We start from the raw sequence: 23,238 nt of genomic DNA, 5'->3' as shown, positions 1-23,238 counted from the left end.
TGGTTACAATCCCTCATCCGCCTGCCGGCACCTTCTCCCCGTACGCGGGGCGAAGGGACGCGCGGCTCGCTCCCGGTTCCCCGAATCCGCCGGCGAAAGAAGCGAGACGTGGCGGCATGCCCCTTCTCCCCGCCTGCGGGGGAGAAGGTCGCAGCAGCGGGATGAGGGGCCAAACGCCGCAAGCGGGATCGCTAAGCCGCCGCGACGCTGCCGAGCTTGGAAAGCTGAATCACCGCTTGGGTGCGGCTGTCGACATTGAGCTTCAGCAGGATCGCCGAGACATGCGCCTTGATGGTCGCCTCGGAGACGCCGAGCTCGTAGGCGATCTGTTTGTTGAGCAGGCCCTCGGCGAGCATGGACAGGACACGCGATTGCTGCGGCGTCAGGGTCTGCAGGCGATGCAGGAGGTCGGCCATCTCCGGCTCGTATTCCTGGTTCCGGTCGTAGCCGACCGGGACGAAGATTTCGCCGGCCATGACCTTGCCGATTCCGTCGCGGATCTCCTCGATCCCGGCGGATTTCGAGAGGAAGCCCGCCGCGCCGAGATCGATGGCGCGGTGAATGGTCGCCGGATCGTCATGGGCCGAGACGATCATCACCGGCAGGCTCGGGAATTCGGCGCGTAGCGCAATCAGGCCGGACAGGCCGCTGACGCCCGGCATGGTGAGATCCAGAAGCATCAGGTCGGCATCGGGATTGTCCGCCGCAGCCTTGCGGGCAGCGGCGAAATCACCGGCCTCGACGACGGCGGGCGCGCCGCCCATGCCGCTCAGCGCCTGGCGCATTGCGCCGCGGAACAGCGGATGGTCGTCAGCAATGATGATGGTCATGTCGGGCATGATGACGCTCCCTCCCAAGAGCCCCGGAACCGATCGGCTTCGTCCTCCGCGTGCCACTCGGTGCTTGTTCACGACGTTCAGGTCTTGTCGGGGACCGATCCACCTTCGCCTGCGGGATCGCGACCCTCGAGTTCCTTCACGATATCCATGAACTTGCGCATCATTCTTTCCATGATGCTCATGGTCCGGTCAATCTCTTCGTCGGTCGGAAGATCGGGTTTCGCGGCTGCCGTCCCACTCTGCACGGCCTTTTCCAAGGCTTCGATCCGTTTCGTCAGAAGGTCGAGTTCCCGCTCGAAGGCGGCACGCTCGTCGGCGGCCATGCGGCAGACGAGCTCACCGTTCTTTTCCTGGCAGAGCGTGACCTCGCCGGTCTCCGTGTCGAGCCGGGCGAATCCCGTCTCAGATTTCTGCATGCTGTAGCGCCCCGGCGTGGGTGCCTGCGCTGCGGCCGGAAGGGCGCACCCAAGCCCCAGGCCGAAGACGAGCACCGCGATTACCTTCCTCATGACATCCTCTCCCTTGGAGACTGACGGAAATCCGCGTTCGATCAGGTGAACCGCGGTGGACACGCGCCGTTATTTGCGGCAAGGCCATGGCTCGGAATCATGACGACGGGCGGACAAAGATGAACGCTACCATATACAAGATCGTTCCGGCGCTTCTATGGCAGGAAGCCAGGCGGGCCGGACAATTCGCGGGCGCGCCCGTCGATCTCGCCGACGGCTTCATTCACTTCTCGACGGGCGAGCAGGTCGCCGAGACTGCGGCACGGCATTTCGAGGGCCAGACGGACCTTCTCATCGTCGCCGTCGACGCAGAAGCGCTCGGCGACAAGCTCGTCTACGAGCCGTCGCGCGGTGGCGCGCTGTTTCCGCATCTCTATGCGGCGCTGAGGCTCGACGCCGTGCTGTGGGAAAAACCGCTGCCGCTCGGCGCCGACGGCACGCATATTTTCCCCGAGCTTGCGCCATGACCGGTGCTCTCGAACGCCTGGCCCGCCGCGGCCTGTTCCTCCTAGATTCCGAAACCGCCCACGGGCTCTCGATCAAGGCGCTGAAGAGCGGCGTCGTGCCGGGCTGTGCCGCGCCCGCCGATGCCAGGCTCGAGCAGACCATTGCTGGCCTCGTCTTTCCGAATCCGGTCGGTATGGCCGCCGGCTACGACAAGAATGCCGAGGTGCCGGAGGCGCTGTTGAGGCTCGGCTTCGGCTTCACCGAGATCGGCACGGTGACGCCGCGGCCGCAGCAGGGCAATGATAAGCCGCGGATTTTCCGGCTCGTCGAGGACGAGGCGGTGATCAACCGGCTCGGCTTCAACAATGACGGGCACGGTGCGGCGCTGGCGCGCCTCCAGGGCTGCTCGCGCCAGGCGCTGATCGGCGTCAATATCGGCGCCAACAAGGACAGCGCCGACCGGATCGCCGACTATGTCGCCGGCATCCGCACCTTCCACGCCGTCGCCCGCTATTTCACCGCCAACATCTCCTCGCCGAACACGCCCGGCCTGCGCGACCTGCAGGCGCGCGAAAGCCTGGCGGCGCTGCTTTCGGCCGTGCTCGCCGCCCGCGACGACGAGACCGCGAAGAGCGGACGACGCGTTCCAGTGTTCCTGAAGATCGCCCCTGATCTGACCGAAGAGGGCATGGACGACATCGCGGCGGAGATGCTGGCGCACGATCTCGACGGTTTGATCGTCTCCAACACAACGCTGTCGCGCGAAGGTCTCAGGGACCAGCGGCAGGCCAAGGAGGCTGGCGGCCTTTCCGGCAAGCCGCTCTTCGAGAAGTCGACGGCGGTGCTCGCCCGCATGCGCAAGCGCGTCGGGCCGAACCTGCCGATCATCGGCGTCGGCGGCGTCAGTTCGGCGGAGACGGCGGCGGAAAAGATCCGCGCCGGCGCAGACCTGGTACAGCTCTATTCCTGCATGGTCTATGAGGGGCCGTCGCTTCCCGGCCGGATCGTCCGCGGCCTCTCGGCGCTCTGCGATCGGGAGAAGCTTGCCTCGATCCGCGAGATCCGCGACAGCCGTCTCGACTACTGGGCCGGGCGGAACGTCTGAGCGGCCCGCCGTGGCAGCAGCATCACCAGGAACAGGCCGCGCAGCAGCAGGAACAGGTTGAGCCCCGCCCACAGGCCGTGATTGCCGAAGACCGGCACGAGAACGGCGAGCGCCGCCCCATAGACGAGGAAGGCGGCCAGCATCATGTTGCGCATGTCGCGCGACCAGGTGGCGCCGATGAAGACGCCGTCCATCAGGAAGGCCATGGCGCCGGTGAGCGCCGTTATCGCCGCCCAGGGCATATATTCATAGGCGAGCGCGCGCACATCCGGCGCCGTCGTCAAAAGATCGACGAGAATGTTGCCGAAGGCGAGGAACAACATCGTCATCATCAAGGCGAGGCCCAGCGACCAAAACGCTGTCATTCTGAGCGCTCGATCGAAAGCCGGGCGGTAGGCGGCGCCGATCGAGCGGCCAGTCAGCTGCTCGGCCGCATTGGCGAGGCCGTCGAGATAATAGCCGGCGACCAGGAAAATGGTCATCAGCACCGCATTGGCCGCGAGCGTCACCGGGCCGAGGGACGTGCCGATCCGGGTCATCAGCGTGAAGGCGGCGAGCAGCACGAAGGAACGGATCATGATGTCGCGATTGAGACCGAACAGCGCCTTGAGCCGGTCGCCGGCAAAGATCGCCGCCCAGTCCGGCGCGTCCCTCTTGTCAAAACGGCCGTAGACGATCGCAAAGCCCGCAAGCGCGCCGATCAGTTCGCCCGCGACAGTCCCGATCGCAACCCCTGACACGCCCCAGCCGAGGACCAGTCCCAGCAAAATCGACAGCACGATATTGGTGCCGTTGATGATGGTCTGCAGCAAGAGGCCGATCGAGCCGTCGCCGCGACCAAGGGCGAATCCGAGGATGGCGTAATTGGCAAGCGCCGCCGGACCGGAAAGAATCCGATAGAGAAAATAGGTGCTTGTCACCGCCGCCACTTCCGGGCCGGGCGCCATCAGCCACAGACCAAGTGCGAGCAGCAGCGGCGACAACAGGACGATGGCGATGCCGCAGAAGAGCGCGATCACCAGCGAGCGCCAGAACACCGCCTGCTGTTCGCGCCGGTCGCCACGGCCATAGGCCTGCGCTACGAGGCCGGTGGTCGAGGCGCGCAGGAAATTGAAGGTGGTGAAGATCAGATCGAACAGGACGGCGCCGACCGCGAGGCCGGCGAGCATCTCGGCCCGGCCGAGCCTGCCGACGACGCCGGTGTCGACGAGGCCGAGGAGCGGCGTCGTCAGGAAGCCGAGCGTCATCGGCAGGGCGATCGAGAAAATCAGCCGGTTGGTGACGTCGAACGGACCCGCTTCGCGGGCAAGCCTTTCACGCTCGAGGCTTTCCATGGCAGACATCGTCGCTACCCCGCGGCCGTCTCCGCAAGGCGATCTTGGGGAATCAACTCAGCCGGACAGCACCATGGCCCAATAGGGTCGGTTTCCGGAAGCGCTATTTTGCGCCACCGCCACGCCCAAGCCGCGATAGCTGCCGAGCATATTTTGAAGGTGCTTCGGCGAATTGAACCAGGCTTCATAGGCGCGCTCGGCGTTGTTCTGGCCCATGGCGATGTTCTCGGCGGCCGGAAGAGTGACGCCATCGCCCTTCATCCGATCGGCAAAATCGTCGCGCCAGCCTATATTGTGCTTCATCTTGCCGGCGCGTGCCATGCGGGCGGCCTGGTGCATGGCGGCGACGGATGCGGCGGGATCGCGCGCGAGCGTCGTCAGCCCCCTGCCCTTGCGTAGCGAATTAACATAGCCGAGCGTCGCCTCGGTCTGGTCGCTGCCGGTGCCGTCGTCGGGCGTAAGGAGGCCGGAGGCCGAGCATCCGGCGAGGAGCCCAAGCGACATCACGGCACCGGCACGCAGAATGAGCCGCCTGCGCGGAAGAAAGAACTGGTCCTGCATGCTTAGCGCCGATAGCTGAAGAGACGGAGGATGATGAAGGCAGGAATGACCACGGCCGCGCCGAGCAGCAGGTAGTCGCCGACGCGCCCCAGCGCCGCGAAGCCGGTGAGCCAGAGGTCGACGACGAAGTCGCGGATACCATCGAGAAGGTCCATCGGGCGCCAGTCGAAAACGGTCATGACGAAGCCGACGAGGATCGACACGACGACGAGCTTGACCAGCACGCGCAGCGGTGAATCACCGAGAAATCTGTTTACGCCGTCCGACATCAGCGAAAAATTCTCCTGTTTCCATCCCACATAAGCCGCTCGGTCCGGCCTCGCAAGCCGCGCGAGTCGGGGGCCCTCAGATTCCGCTTGTGTTTTGCCGCGTCCGGCGCCAGAAGCGTCCGTCGCAAACAAACCCGTCACCCTCATGGCCGCAAACCAGCTTTCCTCCGGCGATCTGATCACCGATCGTCGCGCCGACTATGCGAAGATGCTCGCCGAAAGCGGCGACCACCAGGGCGCGGCCGAGCTTATGGCCCAAGCGCTGGAACTGGTGCCGAACTGGGCGGCCGGTTGGTTCCGGCTGGCGGACTATGAGGAGAAATCGGGCCGAAAAGAGGCGGCGGTCGCGGCCTTGCGCAACGCGCTTCGCCTCAACCCGGAGGACATTTTCGGCGCCAGCCTGAAACTGGCCCTGCTCGGTGCGGCCGATACGCCGGAGCAACCGCCGAGCACCTATGTGGAGCGGCTCTTCGACGACTATGCCGAGCGGTTCGATCAGGCGCTGGTCGAGAAACTCGGCTACAGCGTTCCAGAAAAGCTCGCGGCGCTGATCGAGCGTGCGATCGGCGGGCAAAAATTTCGTCATGTCACCGATCTCGGCTGCGGCACGGGGCTCTTCGGTGAGCGCATCCGCAGCCGCACCGCCTTTCTCGAAGGCTTCGATCTCTCGGCCAACATGCTGGCCAAGGCGGAAGGCAAGGCGCTCTACGACTGGCTGGGCCAGGCGGACCTGTCGCTGCAGCCGGACAGTTGCGGCCTCTTCGGCGAACTGGCGGAAGGGCGCGCGGATCTCGTCAGCGCCGCCGACGTGCTGATGTATCTCGGCAATCTCGAAAGCGCCTTCGCCATCGCGGAGCGGCTTCTGAAGCCGGACGGGCTGTTTGCTTTCTCCGTCGAGGACGCGGCAGACGAGCGCGACTTCCTGCTCCGGCCATCGCTGCGCTACGCGCACTCGGAAGCCTATGTCGCTTCGCTCTGTGCCGACTTTCGGCTCGAGATGATTGCCGTCGAACGGAGGGTCATTCGCATGGATGCCGGCCTGCCGATTGCCGGCATCCTGTTTCTCGCCCGCAAGCCTGCATGAACCGCAACGCTGACCTGCGAAAATAGGTCAGCAATGCTTACATATTTTTCTTGATTATTCCTGTGCGCCGCAGCAAATGGTGGAGCTCTTCGCGGGAGTTTACCATGGCACAGATGAGCAGCGTTTTCGGTCTCTGGAACACCAGCCCCACCAGGCACACGCCGGTCGAGGATGTGCAGGGCGTCTTTTCCGGCAGCCTCGTCGCCGCCCTCGGCCTCTATTTCCTGGCGAGTGCCGGACTGCTGACCGGAAGCACCGCCGGTGTCGCCTTCCTGCTGCACTATGCGACCGGCGTGAATTTCGGCCTCGCCTTCTTCCTGCTCAACCTGCCGTTCTTCTACCTGTCGCTCAAGCGGCTCGGTGCTGCCTTCTCCATCAAGACCTTCATCGCCATCGGGCTCACCTCGATCCTGGCCGACGTACAGTCGCGGCTTTTCGAGATCGGTCAGATCCATCCCGGCTGGGCGGCGCTTCTCGGCGGGCTGCTGCTCGGCTACGGTGTCCTGGCGCTCTATCGCCACCGCGCCAGCCTCGGCGGCGTCGGCATCCTCGGCGTCTATCTGCAGGAGCGCTTCGGCATCCGCGCCGGCCTCGTGCAGCTGTCGATCGACCTGGGGGTGCTGGCTGTTGCCTTCGCGGTCACGACGCCCTGGGTCGTTCTGTGGTCGGTGCTCGGCGCGGTCGTCCTCAACCTCTTCGTGGCAATCAACCACCGCGCCGATCGATATATCGCACTTTGAAGCTTGGTTGGCCTCCAGCAATCGCGGGCATGAAGAGGTACAGGCTTCTCTTTTGCCGCGTTTGATCTACCTTTGTTCCCCGTGAACAGGATCGATCCCCCATTGCCGGAAAGCAACGCCGTGACGTTGACCGCGCCTTTTCTGCGTTGGTTCGCCGAAAAGGGCTGGCGGCCGCGCGCCCATCAACTCGAATTGCTGTCGCGCGCCGAAGCGGGGGAAAGCACGCTGCTGATCGCGCCGACCGGTGCGGGCAAGACGCTTGCCGGCTTCCTGCCGTCGCTCGTCGATCTCACGCGGCGCGGCAAAGTACCGCCCGGCTCTGCTTTCGTCGGTATCCACACGCTCTATATCTCGCCGCTTAAGGCGCTCGCCGTCGATATCGAGCGCAATCTGATGAAGCCGGTCAACGAGATGGGCCTGCCGGTCAGGATCGAGAACCGCACCGGCGACACGCCGCAGGGTAAGAGGCAGCGCCAGAAGCTCAACCCACCCGACCTGTTGCTGACGACGCCGGAGCAGCTTGCCCTGCTGATCGCCGACGGCGAGGCTGAGCGCTTCTTCAAAAACCTGCGCTATGTGGTGCTCGACGAGCTGCATTCGCTCGTCACCTCGAAGCGCGGCCATCTGCTTGCCCTTGGCCTCGCACGGCTGCGCCGCTTGGCGCCCGGCTTGCAGACGATCGGCCTTTCGGCGACGGTCGCCGAACCGATGGAACTGCAGCGCTGGCTTGTCGGCCAACCTCCCGGCGAGCAAAGCCATGCCGGGTTGATCACCGTATCCGGCGGTGCAAAACCTGAAATCTCCATCCTGCGCGGCGACAACCACGTGCCCTGGGCGGGGCACTCGGCCCGCTATGCGATCCCGGACGTCTATGCCGCGATCAAACAGCACGGCACGACGCTGCTCTTCGTCAATACGCGCAGTCAGGCGGAGATGCTTTTCCAGGAGCTCTGGACGATCAACGACGACAACCTGCCGATCGCACTCCATCACGGCTCGCTCGACGTCGCCCAGCGCCGCAAGGTGGAAGCCGCGATGGCGGAGAACCGGCTGCGCGCCGTCGTCGCCACTTCGACGCTCGACCTCGGCATCGACTGGGGCGACGTCGACCTGGTCGTCCATGTGGGCGCGCCAAAGGGGGCGAGCCGGCTGGCGCAGCGGATCGGCCGCGCCAACCACCGCATGGACGAGCCGAGCCGGGCGATCCTCGTGCCGGCCAACCGCTTCGAGGTGATGGAATGCCAGGCCGCCCTCGATGCCAATTATATCGGCGCCCAGGATACGCCGCCGGTCGGCAGGGGCGCGCTCGACGTGCTGGCGCAGCACGTGCTCGGCATGGCCTGCGCCAGACCCTTCGACGCGGTCGAGCTTCATGACGAGATCACCACCGCGGCCCCATATGCCGATCTTCCCTGGGAAACCTTTGAGCGGGTCGTCGACCTCGTTGCCACCGGCGGCTATGCGCTTCGCACCTATGAGCGCTACGCCCGCATCCGCAAGACCAAGGAAGGGCGGTGGCGGATCTCCAACCCTATGGTCGCGCAGCAATACCGGCTGAATGTCGGCACGATCGTCGAATCGCCGATGCTGAACGTGCGCATGGTGAAACGGAATGCACGCGGCTCGCTCGGCCGCGGCGGCATGCCGCTCGGCAAGGTGGAGGAATATTTCCTCGAAATGCTGTCGCCCGGCGACACGTTCCTCTTCTCCGGCAAGGTGCTGCGCTTCGAAGGTATCCGCGAGAACGAGTGCCTCGTTTCGCAGGCCTGTTCCTTCGACCCGAAGGTGCCGAGCTATGCCGGCGGCAAGTTCCCGCTCTCCACCTATCTCGCAGCCCAGGTGAGAAAGATGCTCGCCGACCCGGCGCGGCGCGCCACGCTGCCGGACCAGGTGCGCGACTGGCTGGCGCTGCAGGGCGACATTTCGATGCTGCCCGGCGAGGACGAGTTGCTGATCGAGACCTTCCCGCGCGGCAGCCGCCACTACATGGTCACTTACGCCTTCGAGGGGCGGCTCGCCCACCAGACCCTCGGCATGTTGCTCACCCGCCGCCTCGACCGAGCCGGCCTGAAGCCGCTCGGTTTCGTCGCCACCGACTATTCGCTGGCCGTATGGGCGATCGACGATCTAGGCGCGGCGTTCCAGACGCGGGCGCCATCGCTCGCCGAGCTCTTCGACGAGGACATGCTCGGCGACGATCTGGAGGCCTGGCTGAACGAATCCTTCCTGTTGAAGCGCACCTTCCGCACCTGCGCGGTGATTGCCGGACTGATCGACCAGCGCCATCCGGGAAAGGAGAAGACCGGCCGGCAGGTCACCGTTTCGGCCGACCTCATTTACGACGTATTGCGGATGCACGAGCCCGATCACATCCTGCTCGAAGCGACCCGCAACGACGCGGCGGCCGGACTTTTGGACATTGGCCGCCTCGGCTCTATGCTCAAGCGAATCAAGGGACACATCACCCACCGCCAACTCGACCGCATCTCGCCGCTCGCCGTGCCGGTCATGCTGGAAATCGGCCGGGAATCGGTTCACGGAGAAGCGCAGGATTTCCTGCTCACGGAAGCGGCGGCCGATGAGTTGATCAACGAGGCAATGGGGATCGGGCACGGTGCAGGCGAATAGGAAAGCGGTATGAGAGAGACTCGCCGGCTTATTCGGAGTGGAGACCCCTCCCCAACCCCTCCCCACAAGAGGGAGGGGCTTCGCTGCGGCCCCGATTTGCCCCTTCCGACGGTTCTACAGGCGCTTGGAGCAAAGACGACGCGCGGAGGGCGCGGCAACCTAGCCCCTCCCCCTTGTGGGGAGGGGTTGGGGAGGGGTCTCGTCCTACATCCGAGAACGGCGGCGTGACGATGCATCGGCTTCTTCACGCGACCTCGGCTCCGGCAACGGGCGCCTTTTTCCAGGCCCGCGCGACGATCAGCGGCGTCGCCGGCATCTGCGATCCGCTCGGCGGCCTCTTTCTGCCCGACAGCCGGACATTGGTCGTCTCCGACCTCCACCTCGAAAAAGGCTCCGCCTTCGCCAGGCGGGGGATGATGCTGCCGCCTTACGACACGCTCGCGACGCTGCGCATCCTCGAGGCCGTCATTCTTCGCCATGATCCCTCAACGGTGATCAGCCTCGGCGACAACTTCCACGACCGGCGCGGATCGGCGGCAATGCCGGACAGCTTCCGCCAGATGATCGCCGCGATGGCCCGCGGCCGCCACTGGATCTGGATCAACGGCAATCACGATCCGGACGGCACCTCGGGACTGCCCGGCGCCTCGATGGACGAGCTGCGCCACGCCGGCCTCGTCTTTCGCCACGAACCGTCGATGGTGGACGGCGTCGGTGAGATCGCCGGCCATCTGCACCCCTCGGCAACCGTCAAGCGCCGGGAGCGTTCCATCCGGCGCGCCTGCTTTGCGACGGATGGCAGACGGCTGCTGATGCCCGCCTTCGGCGTCACCACCGGCGGGCTCGATCTCCGGCACCGGGCGATGAGCGGCCTGTTCGAGCGCGAGCGGCTTGTCGCCCACATGCTCGGCCGCGACCGGATCTATTCGGTGCGCTTTGCCAACCTCTTGGGGTAGAGCGGGTTCGAGGAAAAGTGTGCGCGGTTTTCCCCCCGCATCCCGCTCGCTATTGGAATCGATCAGAAGGCGTTAAAGGTGAGCGTCGTCAGCGAACGGGAAATACCCGGAACGCTGGCGATATTGTCATTGATGAACTTGCCGATGTCCTGGCCTTCCGCGACATAGATCTTCAAGAGCAGGTCGTAATCGCCGCTCGTCGAATACATCTCCGAGACGAGTTCCTTGCGGTAGATCTCATCGGCAACCTCGTAGGTCCGGCCGGGAGCGCATTGCAGTTGCACGAAAATCGGTTTCATGGGCTTCCTCTGCTTCCGGGAGTTGGCTCCCGACCATTCTACAGTGCCGCGCGTCTTATCAGACGCGCAAAGTCGCTGTAGCACTTTGAATTGCTGCATGTCTTTGTCCTTAATCGAGGTGGATTTAAGGACACATGCAGTAGCCGCCGCCGGCGCAAGGACCGGAGGGGCATGCTGATCTTCAGCCTCTCTTAAACCGCCACGGTACAAAAGTGAACGTGCCCGCGAAGCTATCGCCCGGCTTAGTTCTGCATCAATCCTTGCGGAAGAGCAGGCTCGCGCCCCATCCGGTGATCACCGCCAGCGTCACGGCAAGAAGGCCGTAGACGAGCGGCTGCTCGTGCGCTGCGCGGGTAATCGCCTGTTCGAGGCCGGTTTTCACCACCCTCAGCGGCAAGGCCTTGGCGGCGACGAAGAGGCCCTCGCGGAAGAGATAGGCGCGCACCACATGGACGCCGTTCGGAACGTTCGCCGGCAGGCGGACGGAAGCCTTGAAAAGGCTCGAGCTGATGAATTGCACGCCGCCCGGATCGCGCTGGTAGACGCCGCTTTCTTCGCGGATGCGGCGGAAGGCGTTGCGGAACTCGCCGAGGCTGCTGCCGTCGCCGATGAAGCCGAGCGGCACCAGCCGCATATGATCGACGCCGATGCCCATATTGGCGATGTCGCGCGGCGGCGCGATCGTCTCGATATCGCGCGTGCTCGACAGCGAATAGGCTTCCGGGACGAGCTCGAAGGTCATCGACTGGGTGTTGACCCAGATGCCGAAGACGCGCTCCTTCTTGCGCACCGTCGCATTGTCCTTCGGCCCCTCGAGGACGACGATGATGTTGTACTTGCCCTGGGCGAGAAGGTTCGCGTCGAAGCCGTCAATGGCGCCGAAGATCGTCAGGTCGGCACCGCGGAAATCGGAGGTGATGGAGATCTCGTCCGTCGAGATGCCGATCTCGAGCTTCTCGGGGAAGTCGCCGACCTCGCGCTCCAGAGACTGTGCCGATGCCGGCCAGGCGGCCGAAAGAGCGAGAACAAGCAGAACGAGACGGGCGAGCGAGCGCATCAGAAGCCGAACCCCGCTGAAACGACCGAGTAGATGTCCTTCGGCGGAATGATGAGCTCGATCGACAGGCGAATGCCGACGGCAAGCACGAGCAGCGCCAGCAGCGCCCGCAATTGTTCGCCGCGCAGCCGCTGGCCGACGCGCACGCCGTACTGGGCGCCGATGACGCCGGCAATCATCAGCACGAAGGCGAGCACGATATCGACCGTATAGTTGGTCGAGGCCTGGACGATGACCGTGTAGGCGGAGACGAAGACGATCTGGAACAGCGAGGTCCCGACGACGACGCTGGTCGGAATGCGCAGGAGATAGATCATCGCCGGCACCATGATGAAGCCGCCGCCGACGCCCATGACCGAGGTCAGGATGCCGATGCAGAAGCCGAGCGTGGCGACCGGGATGACGCTCAGATAGATTTTCGATTTCTTGAAGCGCATCTTCAACGGCAGCCCGTGGATCCAGTTGTGCTGGCCGGGCCGGCGCAATTGCGTGGGCTGGTTCTTGGCGGCCTTGCGCATGGCGATGATGCTCTCCCAGAGCATCAGCCCGCCGACCGAACCGAGCAAGACCACGTAGAGCAGCGAAATGACGAGATCGAGCTGACCAATGCTGCGCAGCAGCGAAAACAGCCAGACACCCACCGTCGCACCCACGAGGCCGCCGCAGAGCAGCACCGTTCCGAGCTTGATGTCGATCGTGCCGCGCCGGAAATGGGTGATCGCCCCGGAGATCGACGAGGCGACCACCTGGTTCGCGCCAGTCGCCACCGCCACCACCGGCGGAATGTTGTAGAAGATCAGGAGCGGCGTGATCAGGAAACCGCCGCCGACGCCGAACATGCCCGACAGGAAACCGACGGCCGCGCCCATGCCGAGAATGATGAGAATGTTCACCGACAATTCTGCAATGGGCAGATAGACCGTCACGGCCAAACCTCGATGTAACAACGGACCCGCAGGGCGGGTGAAAAATTGCAACTGCACAATTCCTAACCCGGAAACGCTTTAGGAATCGTGCAACGCTGGAGCATTCGCACGCCCGCTCGGAGCAAGGCACGGCGACGTGCTTCGAAGTGGCAAGAATTTCACCACGGGGACATTTGGCCGACCGCCTGCGTCCTCGACGGGACGCCGGACGGCACCCCGCTCATGCGCCCTCAGGCGGGAGCTGTCAACCTTTTCAGGGACATGGAGCCGCAGTTTGCACCCGCCGCCGATCACAAGCGATAGACGGCTTGTCCGGCGACGGGTGAGCGCGGCGAGCATGGCGCGGTCCACAGGAGAAACGTCGAGCAGACGGGCCTCCGGCTCTCACGAATTGCGCTTCAACAATTCCCTTACCAATTCATCGGTGATTTCACCGGTCGGCTCGTGACCGATCGACTTCTGGAATGCCTTGATCGCGGCAATCGTCTTCTTGCCGATCTGCCCGTCGGGGGCGCCGGCTTCGAAGCCGTTGTTGTTGAGAATGGCCTGGATGTTGCGAACCGCCTTCGTCATGTCGACGGAGGCCGTCTTCGTCGAGGGACCCACCCAGGCGTCCGGCACATCCACCGAATTCGCTTCGGCGTCGACCGGCTGCACCTTCCAGGCGTCGACTTTCGCCTTGGCGTTCGCAAGCTCCCCGGGCTTCATAGCCTTGGCGATCTCGTCGCGTTTTTCACCGGCGTCCTTGTCGCCGTCGCCCGCGGCGATCGCGAACCACTTGTAGGATTCCTCGAGGCTCTGAGCGACGCCGTTGCCGCGGGCATAGAGCACGGCGAGGTTGAACTGGCTGTCGCGGACCCCGAGATTGGCCGCCTTCTCGAACCATTTCACGGCTGCGGCGAGATCGGGCGCACCATCGCGGCCGCTGGCAAGCATGACCGCAAGATTGTGGCTCGCACTGGCATTCCCCGCCTCGGCAGCCTTCTGGTAGAGCGCCTTGGCCTTGGCCGCGTCGCGGGTTACCCCTGCCCCCTTTTCGTAGAGATTGGCGAGCCGGTAGGCCGCCGGAACGACGCCGGCATCGGCGGCGCGATGATACCACTTTGCGGCTTCGGCAAGATCTTCCTTCGCGCCGCGTCCTTCGGTGAAGCGGGTGCCGATCTCGTAATAGGCGAGGGGATCGCCGCCCTTTGCCGCAGTCACCAGAGCCGGCGGGCCGAAACCTTCGGGCAGAACGATTTCGTTCGCCTTCAGCGGGGCAAAAGTCGCTGCCGCGGGCGTGCCTGCGGTCGCCGGCTGGAATGTCGAGACCGGACTCGCCTGCGCCGGCATGACTGCCGCCTGCAGCATCGGTGCCCCGCCGGCCTCCGTTGCCGGAGCGGTCGCGGCAGCTTTCTCGGGCGCCGCGCCGGGAGCCTTCGCCGCAAGCGGCGGCGTGTCCGTCTTGCCGACCGGAGCCACAGCCACTGCCGGTTCGGCAGGCTTTGCCGCCGCGACGGCGGGAAGCGGCTTTGCAGCGCCCTCGTCGGCGGCCTTCGGCGCGGTTTCGGCTTCCGCCTTGCGCTCGAGCGCTGCGGCGGGCCGGACGTTTTCCACGTCCCGGCCCTTCAGCATCGTGCTGACCAGCGGATAGGACATGATCGCCAGCAGAACGGCGCCGACCGCCATCAGGATCGGACGGCGATGACGGGCAAGGGCGCCACCCATGGCAGACGGTCCCTTATTGTCCTTGGCGCTCTTCAGCGAATCGGCTTCCTCGACGGCCATCTGCGCCGCACGGCGTGCGGCAGCGATGAAGTCCGCCTTTTCGACGCCGGCAGCCGACTGGCCGCCGCGGGCCATTTGCCCGGCCCGCACCCGCTCGAGTATCTTTTTGACGTCCGGCACGCCGGAGCCCGGCTCGAGCAGCTGGTTGGCGTCCTCGGGCGCGAGCATTTCCGACGGATCGATCGAGGGGGCGGGCTCGACCATCTGGCGCGCCGGCGCGAGTGCCGTCTCGCTGCGCTTGGGGGAAAAGCGACGGGTCAGGCCGGCGAGCAGGCCAGCCTTTGCCGCGGGCGGCTCGACTCGAGTTTCGTCCCGCGCGACAGTCGCAACCTCAACGGAGGAAGACAGGTCGGCTGCGACTGCGACGACGGCTTCGCCTTCGGCCGCTGTTTCAACCGGCTGATATTCCTGCCGCTGACCGGCATCGCCGAAGGCGCCGCCGAATTCCGGCTGCACCGCCTTGGGCATCGGCGCGGCGCGCGCCGCGGCAGCAATTCCGGCATTCGGCTCCCGCTCTTCGAGCCGTTCCAATTTCTCGGCGATGTGGACGAGCGTGTCATGCAGGGCCTCGAAAGTGCGCGCCGTGCGTTCTTCGCTCGACCGGCTGAGCTCCTCCAGCGCCTTGAGGTCGTCGGCAAGCGCCGAGATTGCCGCCATGTCGGTGCCGGCCGGGGCCTGCGGCGTGCCGTTTCTGGCATAGGCCTCCATCACCGCCTCGGCGGCCTGCCGGGCGGCCTCGATGATATATTCGTCGCTGGTGGCGAGATAGTCTTCGAGCGCCGTCATGCGGCTTTCGAACTCGACCGGCGCTGCGCCTGCCGGCTCCTGATGCGACTGGCTGACGAGCGCCGAAAGATTGCCGATCTGCGCTTCGAGATTGCGCAGCGCCTCGCGATCGTCGAAGGGCGCCGCTTGCGTCTCCTCGAGGCGCTGCGCGATGTCGGCAAGCCGGTCTTCGAGCCGCTCGAAGCGCATGTCGGGCGCCGTCGCGCCGGCATGGCCGTCGAGATCATCGATACGGCGGGCGAGATAATCGAGCCGCTCGGCCAGGGCGTCGTTGACGCTGCCCTGGTCCAGGGCTTCGATCCTGCGCGAAATATCGGCGAGATAGTCCGTCAGTTCCGGCACCGTGTTGCGCTGGCCGTGCTCGAGCAACGCGGAAAGCTGGTCGAGGCGTTCCTCCAGCCGGGCCGCAGCCCTCTCCCCCGCGAGATCCTCGACCCGCGCCGTGAGCGCCTCAATCCTAGCGCCGAGGCCGGCGTCCGGGCGGGCAATGTTGTCGATCTGCCGCGAGAGGTCGCCGAGGCGGCTTTCCAGCCGGTTGACGAAGGCACTGTCGAGGTTCGTGGCCGTGCGGCCGGCGGCGACCGCACGGCTGATCTCATCGAGCCGCTGATCGAGCTCGGCGAACTGCGGGACGAAGCGTCTATCGTCCGGCTCCATCTGGCGCCCGAGCATCTCGATCGCCCGGGCGACCGCGACCAGCTTGTCCTCCAGCACATCGACGGCCGAGGCCGGGTTCAGCGTGCCGATCTGCGACTTGATCTCGTCGAGACGATAGGCGAGCGCCACAAGCTCGTCGTCCCGGTTTTGGTCGAAGGCGTTCAGCCGATCCTCGACGCCGCTCCAGCGGCTTTCCATGCGGCGCATGCTGTCTTCGCGGGCCAGGCCGTCGATCATCGCCCGGAGATCGTCGAATTCGACCCGCAGCGCGTCGACCTGCGCCGAGGGTGCCTGGCGTCCGAGCTGATTGATGCTGTCGGCAAGCCGCTGCAGATCGGTCCTGATATCGGCGGCGTAGCTGCGATCCTCGGAGGCTTCCGCCTTGATGCCGCGGATTTCGGAACGAAGGGCGTGCATTTCCCGGGCAAGCCCATCGCTGATGTCGCGCTTCAGATCCTGCCTCAGCCCGACGAGAGCCTCGGCAATATCGGCTGCCGCGGTGGGCCGCGACGGGTGCGCCGGCGCCGGCTGGGGGGACTGGTATCGCGGCTCTTCCGCAAGGCGCTGCGGCGCAGGGCGATCGGAGGCGCGCGCCGCAAGGCGCTCGCGCAACGGCGATCGCTCGCGCCCGGCGCTGAGCGCCCGCTGGCGTTCGAGGATTTCCGAGACGGCGTTGCTCGCCGGGGCTGCCGGACGCTCCGGCTGGCGCTGCTCACGGCTGACGCTGCTCATCAGGCCCTCGATGCGGGCCTCGAGACCCTCGATTGTACGGTTGAGGGCATCGAGCGACGGCCTGTCGCCATAGGACGGGTTGCCTGCGCGCTGAGGATTGGATCGCGATCCGTTCATTGTCTCTTCGCCCCTGTCGTCGACTATCATGGAAGCCGCGGAAGGGCGTTTAAGTCCGTTCCTCTTCAGCGGCCCAGCCGAAGCGGGCAAAGCCACAACGATGCGAGCCTTCCGGTTGCAGCTTTGACCATCTCACAGCCCACAATTCATTAAACGTGGTAAACAAGCGGTTAATCGTCGGGATCTTTTAACGATTTATCCATCTGCGCCCGTCCTAATCTTCCTCGTCAGGTCTCTTCCGGGCCGACAACCGCCTCTTTCCAGATTTTTGCCACGCGCCAGATTTTGACGTTTACGCAAACGTCAAAATTTTGTAGCATCCTGCCAATCGTGCGAGGCCGAGAATTTCGGCTCGCGCACAAACAGCTCGAATCGGGCAAGCCGCGGCCAGCCCGAGAGGATATCAAGGCGAGGAAAGAATGCCCATTTACAAGGCTCCGGTCGACGACACCCTGTTCATCCTCAACGACGTGCTCTGCCTCGAGCGCTACCACAACCTGCCGGGCTTTGCCGATGCGACGCCGGACATGGTGGCGGCAATCCTCGGCGAGGCCGCCAGGCTCGCCGAGGAGGAGCTGTTCCCAATCAACCTTTCCGGGGACCAGGAAGGCTGCACGCGTCACGAAGACGGCACGGTCACCACGCCGGCCGGCTTCAAGAAAGCCTTCGATCTCTATCGCGAGGGCGGCTGGCTGGGCCTCGCGGCGCCGGAGGAATTCGGAGGACAGGGCCTGCCCTATGCGCTTCATACCGCGGTCGGCGAATTCCTGTCCGCCGCGAACATGTCGCTGATGATGTATCCCGGCCTGACCCAGGGAGCGATCGCTGCCATCCTCGTGCATGGCTCCGAGGAGCAGAAGCGCACCTATCTGCCGAAAATGGTCGACGGCACCTGGACCGGCACCATGAACCTGACCGAGCCGCATTGCGGCACCGATCTCGGCCTGCTTCGCACCAAGGCCGTGCCGAACGGCGACGGATCCTACCGGATCTCCGGGCAGAAGATCTTCATCTCCGCCGGCGAGCACGACATGGCCGAGAACATCATCCACCTGGTGCTCGCCCGCATCGAGGGCGCGCCGGAAGGCGTCAAGGGCATCTCGCTCTTCATCGTGCCGAAGTTCAAGCTCAACGACGACGGCCAGCCCGGCGAGCGCAACGGCGTTTCCTGCGGCGCGATCGAAGAGAAGATGGGCATTCACGGCAACTCCACCTGCGTCATGAACTATGACGAGGCGACGGGCTATCTGATCGGCGCGGAGAACAGGGGTCTGAGCGCCATGTTCGTGATGATGAACGAGGCCCGCCTTGCCGTCGGCATGCAGGGACTGGCGATCGCCGAAATCGCCTATCAGAACGCCGCGAATTATGCCCGCGACCGCCTCCAGGGCCGCTCGCTTTCCGGCGTCAAGGCGCCCGACCAAAAGGCGGACCCGATCATCGTCCACCCGGACGTGCGCCGCACGCTGATGACGATCAGGGCCTTCAACGAGGCCGGCCGCGCCTTCACCCTCTGGACGGCGCTGAAGTCCGACATCGCCCACCGCTCCGACAACGAACAGGAGCGGCAGGCGGCCGACGACATTCTCGGCCTGATGACGCCGATCCTGAAGGGCGTGCTGACCGACAAGGGCTTCGACCACACGGTGATGGCGCAGCAGGTGTTCGGTGGCCATGGCTATATCGAAGAGCACGGCATGAGCCAGTATGTGCGCGACGCCCGCATCGCGATGATTTACGAAGGGGCGAACGGCATCCAGGCGCTCGATCTCGTCGGCCGCAAGCTGGCGATGAATGGCGGCCGCGCCGTCATGGCGCTGTTCAAGGAAATCGGCGATTTTTGCGAGGAGAACCGCGGCGACGATAGGCTCTCCGGTTACACCAAGGCCCTGAAGAAGGGCCTCAACGACCTGCAGGCGGCGACCATGTGGTTCATGCAGAACGCCATGGCGAAGCCCGACAATGCCGGTGCCGGTTCGACCGACTACATGCATCTCTGCGGCCTCGTCGTGCTCGGCTACATGTGGGCGAAGATCGCCAAGACGGCGGAGGATAAGCTTGCCGCCGGGGAAAGCGCGCAGGCGGACTATCTCAAGAACAAGCTGATCACGGCCAAGTTCTTCATGGAGCGCATCCTGCCGGAAACGGCACTGCGCAAGGTGCGCATTGAAACCGGCGCCGATACGCTGATGGCGCTGGACGCCGCCGCTTTCTGATTTCAGAGTGGAACTGGACGAGGAACGGCCTGCGGGGCGGCTTCCGCCCGCACTCCGTTCCAATTGATGATGCGCGGCCCGACGAGGCGCCGGCGAAAGGGAGATGAGACATGACGAAAGTCTTCGTTTACGACCACGTGCGCACGCCGCGCGGCCGTGGCAAGAAGGACGGATCGCTGCACGAAGTGCCGTCCGTCCGGCTCGCCGCCAAGGTGCTCGAGGCGGTCCGCGACCGCAACGGGCTCGACACGTCGACAGTCGACGACATCGTCATGGGCTGCGTCGATCCGGTGATGGATGCAGGCTCGGTGATCCCGAAGGCGGCCGCCTTCGAGGCCGGCTACTCGACGCGAGCGCCCGGCATGCAGATCTCTCGCTTCTGCGCCTCCGGCCTCGATGCCGTCAATTTCGGCGCCGCCAAGATCGCCCAAGGGGCGGATGACATCGTCATCGCCGGCGGCGTCGAATCCATGTCGCGCGTCGGTCTCGGCATGTCCGGCGGCTCATGGTTCATGGATCCCTCCGTCAACCTGCCGGCCTATTTCATGCCGCAGGGCGTCTCCGCCGATTTGATCGCCACCAAATACGGTTTCTCGCGCGATGACGTCGACGCCTATGCGGTGGAGAGCCAGAAACGCGCCGCGCATGCCTGGGAAAAGGGCTATTTCGCGAACTCGGTCGTGACGGTCAAAGATCAGAACGGCCTGACGATCCTCGACCGCGACGAGCATATGCGTCCCGGCACCGACATGCAGGCGCTCGCCTCGCTCAACCCCTCCTTCCAGATGCCCGGCGAGATGGGCGGCTTCGAGGCCGTCGCCATACAGGCGCATCCGGAAATCGAGCGGATCAACTATGTCCATCATGCCGGCAATTCCTCCGGCATTGTCGACGGCGCCGCGGCGCTGCTGCTCGGCTCGAAGGCCGGCGGCGAATCCATGGGGCTGAAGCCGCGCGCCCGCATCCGCGCCTTCGCCAATATCGGCTCCGATCCGGCGCTGATGCTGACCGGCCCGGTCGACGTCACCGAAAAGCTGCTGAAACGCGCCGACATGAGGCTATCCGACATCGATCTCTTCGAGCTCAACGAGGCCTTTGCCGCCGTCGTGCTTCGCTTCTGCCAAGCCTTCGACATTCCGCCCGATCGCATCAACGTCAATGGCGGCGCGATCGCGATGGGCCATCCGCTCGGCGCGACCGGCGCCATGATCCTCGGCACCGTGCTCGACGAGCTCGAGCGCCGCGACCTCAACACGGCGCTGGTGACGCTCTGCATCGGCGCCGGCATGGGCACCGCCACGATCATCGAACGCGTCTGATCCGTCCCGGGAGAGAGAATATGTCTTACACGAACTTCAAGATCGAAACCGACGCAGACGGCATCGCACTCGTCACCTGGGACATGCCGGAGAAGTCGATGAACGTCTTCACCCAGGAGGTGATGGAGGAGCTCGACGCGATCGTCGACCAGACGACCGCCGACACCGCCGTCAAGGGTGTGGTCATCACCTCCGGGAAATCGTCCTTCTCCGGCGGCGCCGACCTCTCGATGATCAAGTCGATGTTCACGCTGCAGGCCGAGGAGAAGAAGAACGATCCGGCCAATGCCGCGCAGAAGCTCTTCAATCTCGTCGGCCGCATGACCCGGCTCTTCCGCAAGCTCGAAACCTCGGGCAAGCCTTGGGTCTCGGCGATCAACGGCACCTGCATGGGCGGCGCCTTCGAGCTGTCGCTCGCCTGCCACGGCCGCGTCGCTTCCAATTCGAAATCCGTGAAGATCGCCCTCCCCGAGGTCAAGGTCGGCATCTTTCCGGGCGCCGGCGGCACGCAGCGCGTGCCGCGGCTCACCAACACGCAGGACGCGCTGCAGATGATGACCACCGGTTCGTCGCTGACCGCTGCACGCGCCAAGGCGATGGGTCTCGTGCACGAGGTGGTCGAGCCGGAGAAGCTGATCGAGGCCGCCAAGGCGATGATCAAGAACGGTTTGAAGGCCGTGCAGCCCTGGGACGAGAAAGGCTTCAAGCTTCCGGGCGGCGGCGTCTGGACGCCCGCCTCGGCCCAACTCTGGCCGGCGGCTTCCGCCATTCTTCGTCGCGAGACCTACGGCAACTATCCGGGCGCGATCGCCATCTTGAAATGCGTCTACGAAGGGCTGCAAGTGCCGTTCGATACCGGCCTCAAGATCGAGCAGCGCTATTTCACCGAAATCCTGCAGACCACCGAGGCGTTCTCGATGATCCGCTCGCTGTTCGTTTCGATGCAGGAACTCGGCAAGGGCGCGCGTCGCCCGGCCGGCGTGCCGAAGTCCGAATTCAAGAAGGTCGGCGTCGTCGGGGCCGGCTTCATGGGTGCCTCGATCGCCTATGTGACGGCTGCCGCCGGCATTACGGTCACCCTCATCGACCGCGACATGGAAGCGGCCGAGAAGGGCAAGGCGCATTCGGAAGGCCTGGTTAGGGATTCCGTCGGCAAGGGCCGGCTGACGAAGGAAGAGGGCGAAGCACTGCTCGCCCGGATCACGCCGTCTGCCGATTATGGCGACCTCAAGGATGCCGGTCTCGTCGTCGAGGCGGTGTTCGAGGACCGGCAGGTCAAGAAGGACGTGATCGAAAAGGTCGAGGCCGTCATCGCACCCGACGCGATCTTCGCCTCGAACACCTCGACGCTGCCAATCACCGGGCTTGCCAAGAACTCGAAGCGGCCGGAGCAGTTCATCGGCGTCCATTTCTTCTCGCCGGTCGAGAAGATGATGCTGACCGAAGTGATCCTCGGCAAGGAGACCGGCGACCGTGCGCTTGCCACGGCACTCGACTATGTCGCGGCGATCAAGAAGACGCCGATCGTCGTCAACGACACCCGCGGCTTCTACGTCAATCGCTGCGTCTTCCGCTATATCCACGAAGCCTATGATATGCTGATCGATGGCGTGCCCCCGGCGATGATCGAGAACGCCGCAAAGATGGCCGGCATGCCGGTCGGGCCGTTGTCGCTCAACGACGAGGTGGCAATCGATCTCAGCCAGAAGATCCTCAAGGCCACCGTCGCCGATCTCGGCGAAAAGGCTGTCGACCCGAGGCACATGGCGCTGGTCAACAAGCTGGTCGACGAACTCGACCGGCGCGGCCGCAAGAACGGCAAGGGCTTCTACGAGTATCCGGCAAAGCCGGCCAAGAAGTATCTCTGGCCGGGCCTCAAGGACCTCTACCCACAAAAGGCCGCCGACAAGGTCGATGTCGAGGTGTTGAAGCAGCGCTTCCTGGCAACGATCGCACTGGAAGCGGCCCGGACGATGGAGGAAGGCATCGTCACCGATCCGCGCGAGGCGGATGTCGGCTCGATCCTCGGCTTCGGCTTCGCACCCTATACCGGCGGCACGCTCTCCTATATCGACGGCATGGGCGCCAAGGCCTTTGTCGCGCTCTGCGATAAACTTGCCAAGGAGTATGGCGAGCACTTCAAGCCGACGCCGCTCTTGAAGGAAATGGCCGAAAAGGGCGAGACCTTCTACGGACGGTTCGACCCCTACGGTGCGGCGAAGAGGGCGGCTTAAGCCGCTCGTCCTGGCATATGAAAATCCAAGGGCCGGCCCACTGGGCGCGGCCCTTTTTTGTTGTGCTGGTTCGTGAAGCGGCACGCGCGTCAGCCCGACTAGTTCGCCTTGTCGGCCGCCACCTCGCTCGATCGTCCTTCGGAGGAACTGGAGGAACCGCCATGTCGAAGGACAACAAGATCATCATCGAGAACGTCATCCGCCCCGGCAAGACCAACGCGGTCGACATCGATGTGTATGCCGCTATGAAGACGGCATTGCTCACAGTCATCCCCTCCGAAGCGCCCGGCCTGACGCTGGCTGAAATCCGCGCGCGGATCTTCGCCCATCTGCCGGAGGAGAAATTTCCCGGAGGCAGGGGCGTCTCCTGGTGGTCGAAGACCGTGCAACTCGACCTCGAGGCAAAGGGAGCGATCGTGCGGGAGAAGACGCGACCGATCCGGCTGCACAGGGGCTGACGCCGCGTTTCGTTTCGCCCCGTCCGCAATGTCGTTTTGCGCGGGCCCCCCGCGGCCTGCAGAGCGACGCTCATGTGGGCTCGCTCGTGCCAACACCCTCCGTCATCCTCGGGCTTAACCGGGTCAAGCCCGAGGATGACGGAGCAAGGGGGACGCCGCGCCTATAAGCGCAATTGACCGGAAACAAGTCGCCAAGCT

Annotated in this window: 19 protein-coding genes; 10 read left to right on the top strand and 9 right to left on the bottom strand. The window is 64.8% G+C overall.

The window, feature by feature from the left end; translation table 11 throughout:
* Positions 1-191 precede the first annotated feature (191 nt).
* Together SS05631_RS00815 and SS05631_RS00810 are read right to left on the bottom strand one after the other, a co-directional pair.
* On the bottom strand, positions 192-839 hold the full coding sequence (locus SS05631_RS00815) for a response regulator transcription factor (protein WP_037420404.1): 648 nt from the start codon (positions 837-839) through the stop codon (positions 192-194).
* Positions 840-916: 77 nt separating this feature from the next.
* Positions 917-1,348 (bottom strand): hypothetical protein, encoded by a 432-nt coding sequence (locus tag SS05631_RS00810; RefSeq protein ID WP_037420407.1) that lies wholly within the window; start codon positions 1,346-1,348, stop codon positions 917-919.
* Between the two features lie 119 nt (positions 1,349-1,467).
* On the opposite strand from SS05631_RS00810, the gene SS05631_RS00805 reads away from it, so the two are divergent.
* Together SS05631_RS00805 and SS05631_RS00800 are read left to right on the top strand one after the other, a co-directional pair.
* On the top strand, positions 1,468-1,815 hold the full coding sequence (locus SS05631_RS00805; protein WP_037420410.1) for a DUF952 domain-containing protein: 348 nt from the start codon (positions 1,468-1,470) through the stop codon (positions 1,813-1,815).
* Complete coding sequence (locus SS05631_RS00800; RefSeq protein ID WP_037420413.1) at positions 1,812-2,900, top strand: quinone-dependent dihydroorotate dehydrogenase; 1,089 nt, start codon at positions 1,812-1,814, stop codon at positions 2,898-2,900. The genes SS05631_RS00805 and SS05631_RS00800 overlap by 4 nt, the downstream gene beginning before the upstream one ends.
* On the opposite strand, the gene SS05631_RS00795 is transcribed toward SS05631_RS00800, so the two are convergent.
* From SS05631_RS00795 to SS05631_RS00785, 3 genes are read right to left on the bottom strand one after another with little or no spacing between them, the layout of a single operon-like run.
* Complete coding sequence (locus tag SS05631_RS00795; protein ID WP_037420416.1) at positions 2,876-4,243, bottom strand: MATE family efflux transporter; 1,368 nt, start codon at positions 4,241-4,243, stop codon at positions 2,876-2,878. The genes SS05631_RS00800 and SS05631_RS00795 overlap by 25 nt on opposite strands.
* A 48-nt stretch (positions 4,244-4,291) precedes the next feature.
* Entirely contained in the window at positions 4,292-4,795 is a 504-nt protein-coding gene (locus SS05631_RS00790) for a CAP domain-containing protein (protein ID WP_037420419.1), read from the bottom strand.
* A gap of 2 nt (positions 4,796-4,797) precedes the next feature.
* Positions 4,798-5,064 (bottom strand): DUF6460 domain-containing protein, encoded by a 267-nt coding sequence (locus SS05631_RS00785; protein WP_037420422.1) that lies wholly within the window; start codon positions 5,062-5,064, stop codon positions 4,798-4,800.
* Between the two features lie 145 nt (positions 5,065-5,209).
* Here SS05631_RS00785 and SS05631_RS00780 point away from each other — a divergent pair, with 145 nt between their 5' ends.
* The 4 genes from SS05631_RS00780 to pdeM all read left to right on the top strand — a co-directional run bounded on the left by SS05631_RS00780 (position 5,210) and on the right by pdeM (position 10,472).
* A complete protein-coding gene (locus SS05631_RS00780) occupies positions 5,210-6,148 on the top strand; it encodes a class I SAM-dependent methyltransferase (protein ID WP_037420425.1) in 939 nt (312 codons plus the stop codon).
* Positions 6,149-6,252: 104 nt separating this feature from the next.
* On the top strand, positions 6,253-6,888 hold the full coding sequence (locus tag SS05631_RS00775) for a YitT family protein (RefSeq protein ID WP_037420429.1): 636 nt from the start codon (positions 6,253-6,255) through the stop codon (positions 6,886-6,888).
* A 72-nt stretch (positions 6,889-6,960) separates the two neighbouring features.
* Positions 6,961-9,516 carry a ligase-associated DNA damage response DEXH box helicase gene (locus SS05631_RS00770; protein WP_037420432.1) on the top strand — a complete coding sequence of 852 codons (2,556 nt, stop codon included), beginning with the start codon at positions 6,961-6,963 and terminating at the stop codon, positions 9,514-9,516.
* Between the two features lie 230 nt (positions 9,517-9,746).
* Positions 9,747-10,472, top strand: a complete 726-nt coding sequence (gene pdeM / locus SS05631_RS00765; protein ID WP_037420435.1) for a ligase-associated DNA damage response endonuclease PdeM — start codon at positions 9,747-9,749, stop codon at positions 10,470-10,472.
* Between the two features lie 62 nt (positions 10,473-10,534).
* Here pdeM and SS05631_RS00760 read toward each other — a convergent pair whose 3' ends face one another.
* The 4 genes from SS05631_RS00760 to SS05631_RS00745 all read right to left on the bottom strand — a co-directional run bounded on the left by SS05631_RS00760 (position 10,535) and on the right by SS05631_RS00745 (position 16,813).
* Entirely contained in the window at positions 10,535-10,771 is a 237-nt protein-coding gene (locus SS05631_RS00760; protein ID WP_037420438.1) for an Lrp/AsnC ligand binding domain-containing protein, read from the bottom strand.
* A gap of 253 nt (positions 10,772-11,024) precedes the next feature.
* Entirely contained in the window at positions 11,025-11,828 is an 804-nt protein-coding gene (locus SS05631_RS00755; protein ID WP_037420441.1) for a TIGR02186 family protein, read from the bottom strand.
* Entirely contained in the window at positions 11,828-12,754 is a 927-nt protein-coding gene (locus SS05631_RS00750; RefSeq protein WP_037420514.1) for a sulfite exporter TauE/SafE family protein, read from the bottom strand. The genes SS05631_RS00755 and SS05631_RS00750 overlap by 1 nt, the downstream gene beginning before the upstream one ends.
* A gap of 384 nt (positions 12,755-13,138) precedes the next feature.
* Positions 13,139-16,813, bottom strand: coding sequence for a peptidoglycan-binding protein (locus tag SS05631_RS00745; RefSeq protein ID WP_037420517.1), 3,675 nt, complete (start codon positions 16,811-16,813; stop codon positions 13,139-13,141).
* Between the two features lie 419 nt (positions 16,814-17,232).
* Between SS05631_RS00745 and SS05631_RS00740 the strand changes: the two genes are divergently transcribed.
* The 4 genes from SS05631_RS00740 to SS05631_RS00725 all read left to right on the top strand — a co-directional run bounded on the left by SS05631_RS00740 (position 17,233) and on the right by SS05631_RS00725 (position 23,040).
* Positions 17,233-19,029, top strand: coding sequence for an acyl-CoA dehydrogenase C-terminal domain-containing protein (locus tag SS05631_RS00740; protein WP_037420445.1), 1,797 nt, complete (start codon positions 17,233-17,235; stop codon positions 19,027-19,029).
* Between the two features lie 110 nt (positions 19,030-19,139).
* The gene (locus tag SS05631_RS00735; protein WP_037420451.1) at positions 19,140-20,348 is read left to right on the top strand and encodes an acetyl-CoA C-acetyltransferase; all 1,209 of its coding nucleotides are present in this window, start codon (positions 19,140-19,142) and stop codon (positions 20,346-20,348) included.
* A gap of 20 nt (positions 20,349-20,368) precedes the next feature.
* Positions 20,369-22,582, top strand: a complete 2,214-nt coding sequence (locus SS05631_RS00730; protein ID WP_037420454.1) for an FAD-dependent oxidoreductase — start codon at positions 20,369-20,371, stop codon at positions 22,580-22,582.
* A 161-nt stretch (positions 22,583-22,743) separates the two neighbouring features.
* On the top strand, positions 22,744-23,040 hold the full coding sequence (locus SS05631_RS00725; protein ID WP_037420456.1) for a hypothetical protein: 297 nt from the start codon (positions 22,744-22,746) through the stop codon (positions 23,038-23,040).
* Positions 23,041-23,238 lie beyond the last annotated feature (198 nt).

It is taken from the genome of Sinorhizobium sp. CCBAU 05631 (assembly GCF_002288505.1).
In the GTDB taxonomy this organism is placed as follows: Bacteria; Pseudomonadota; Alphaproteobacteria; order Rhizobiales; family Rhizobiaceae; genus Sinorhizobium; species Sinorhizobium fredii_C.
The sequence above is the reverse complement of the archived record's forward strand: the minus strand, read 5'-3'. Positions and strand labels throughout refer to the sequence as shown.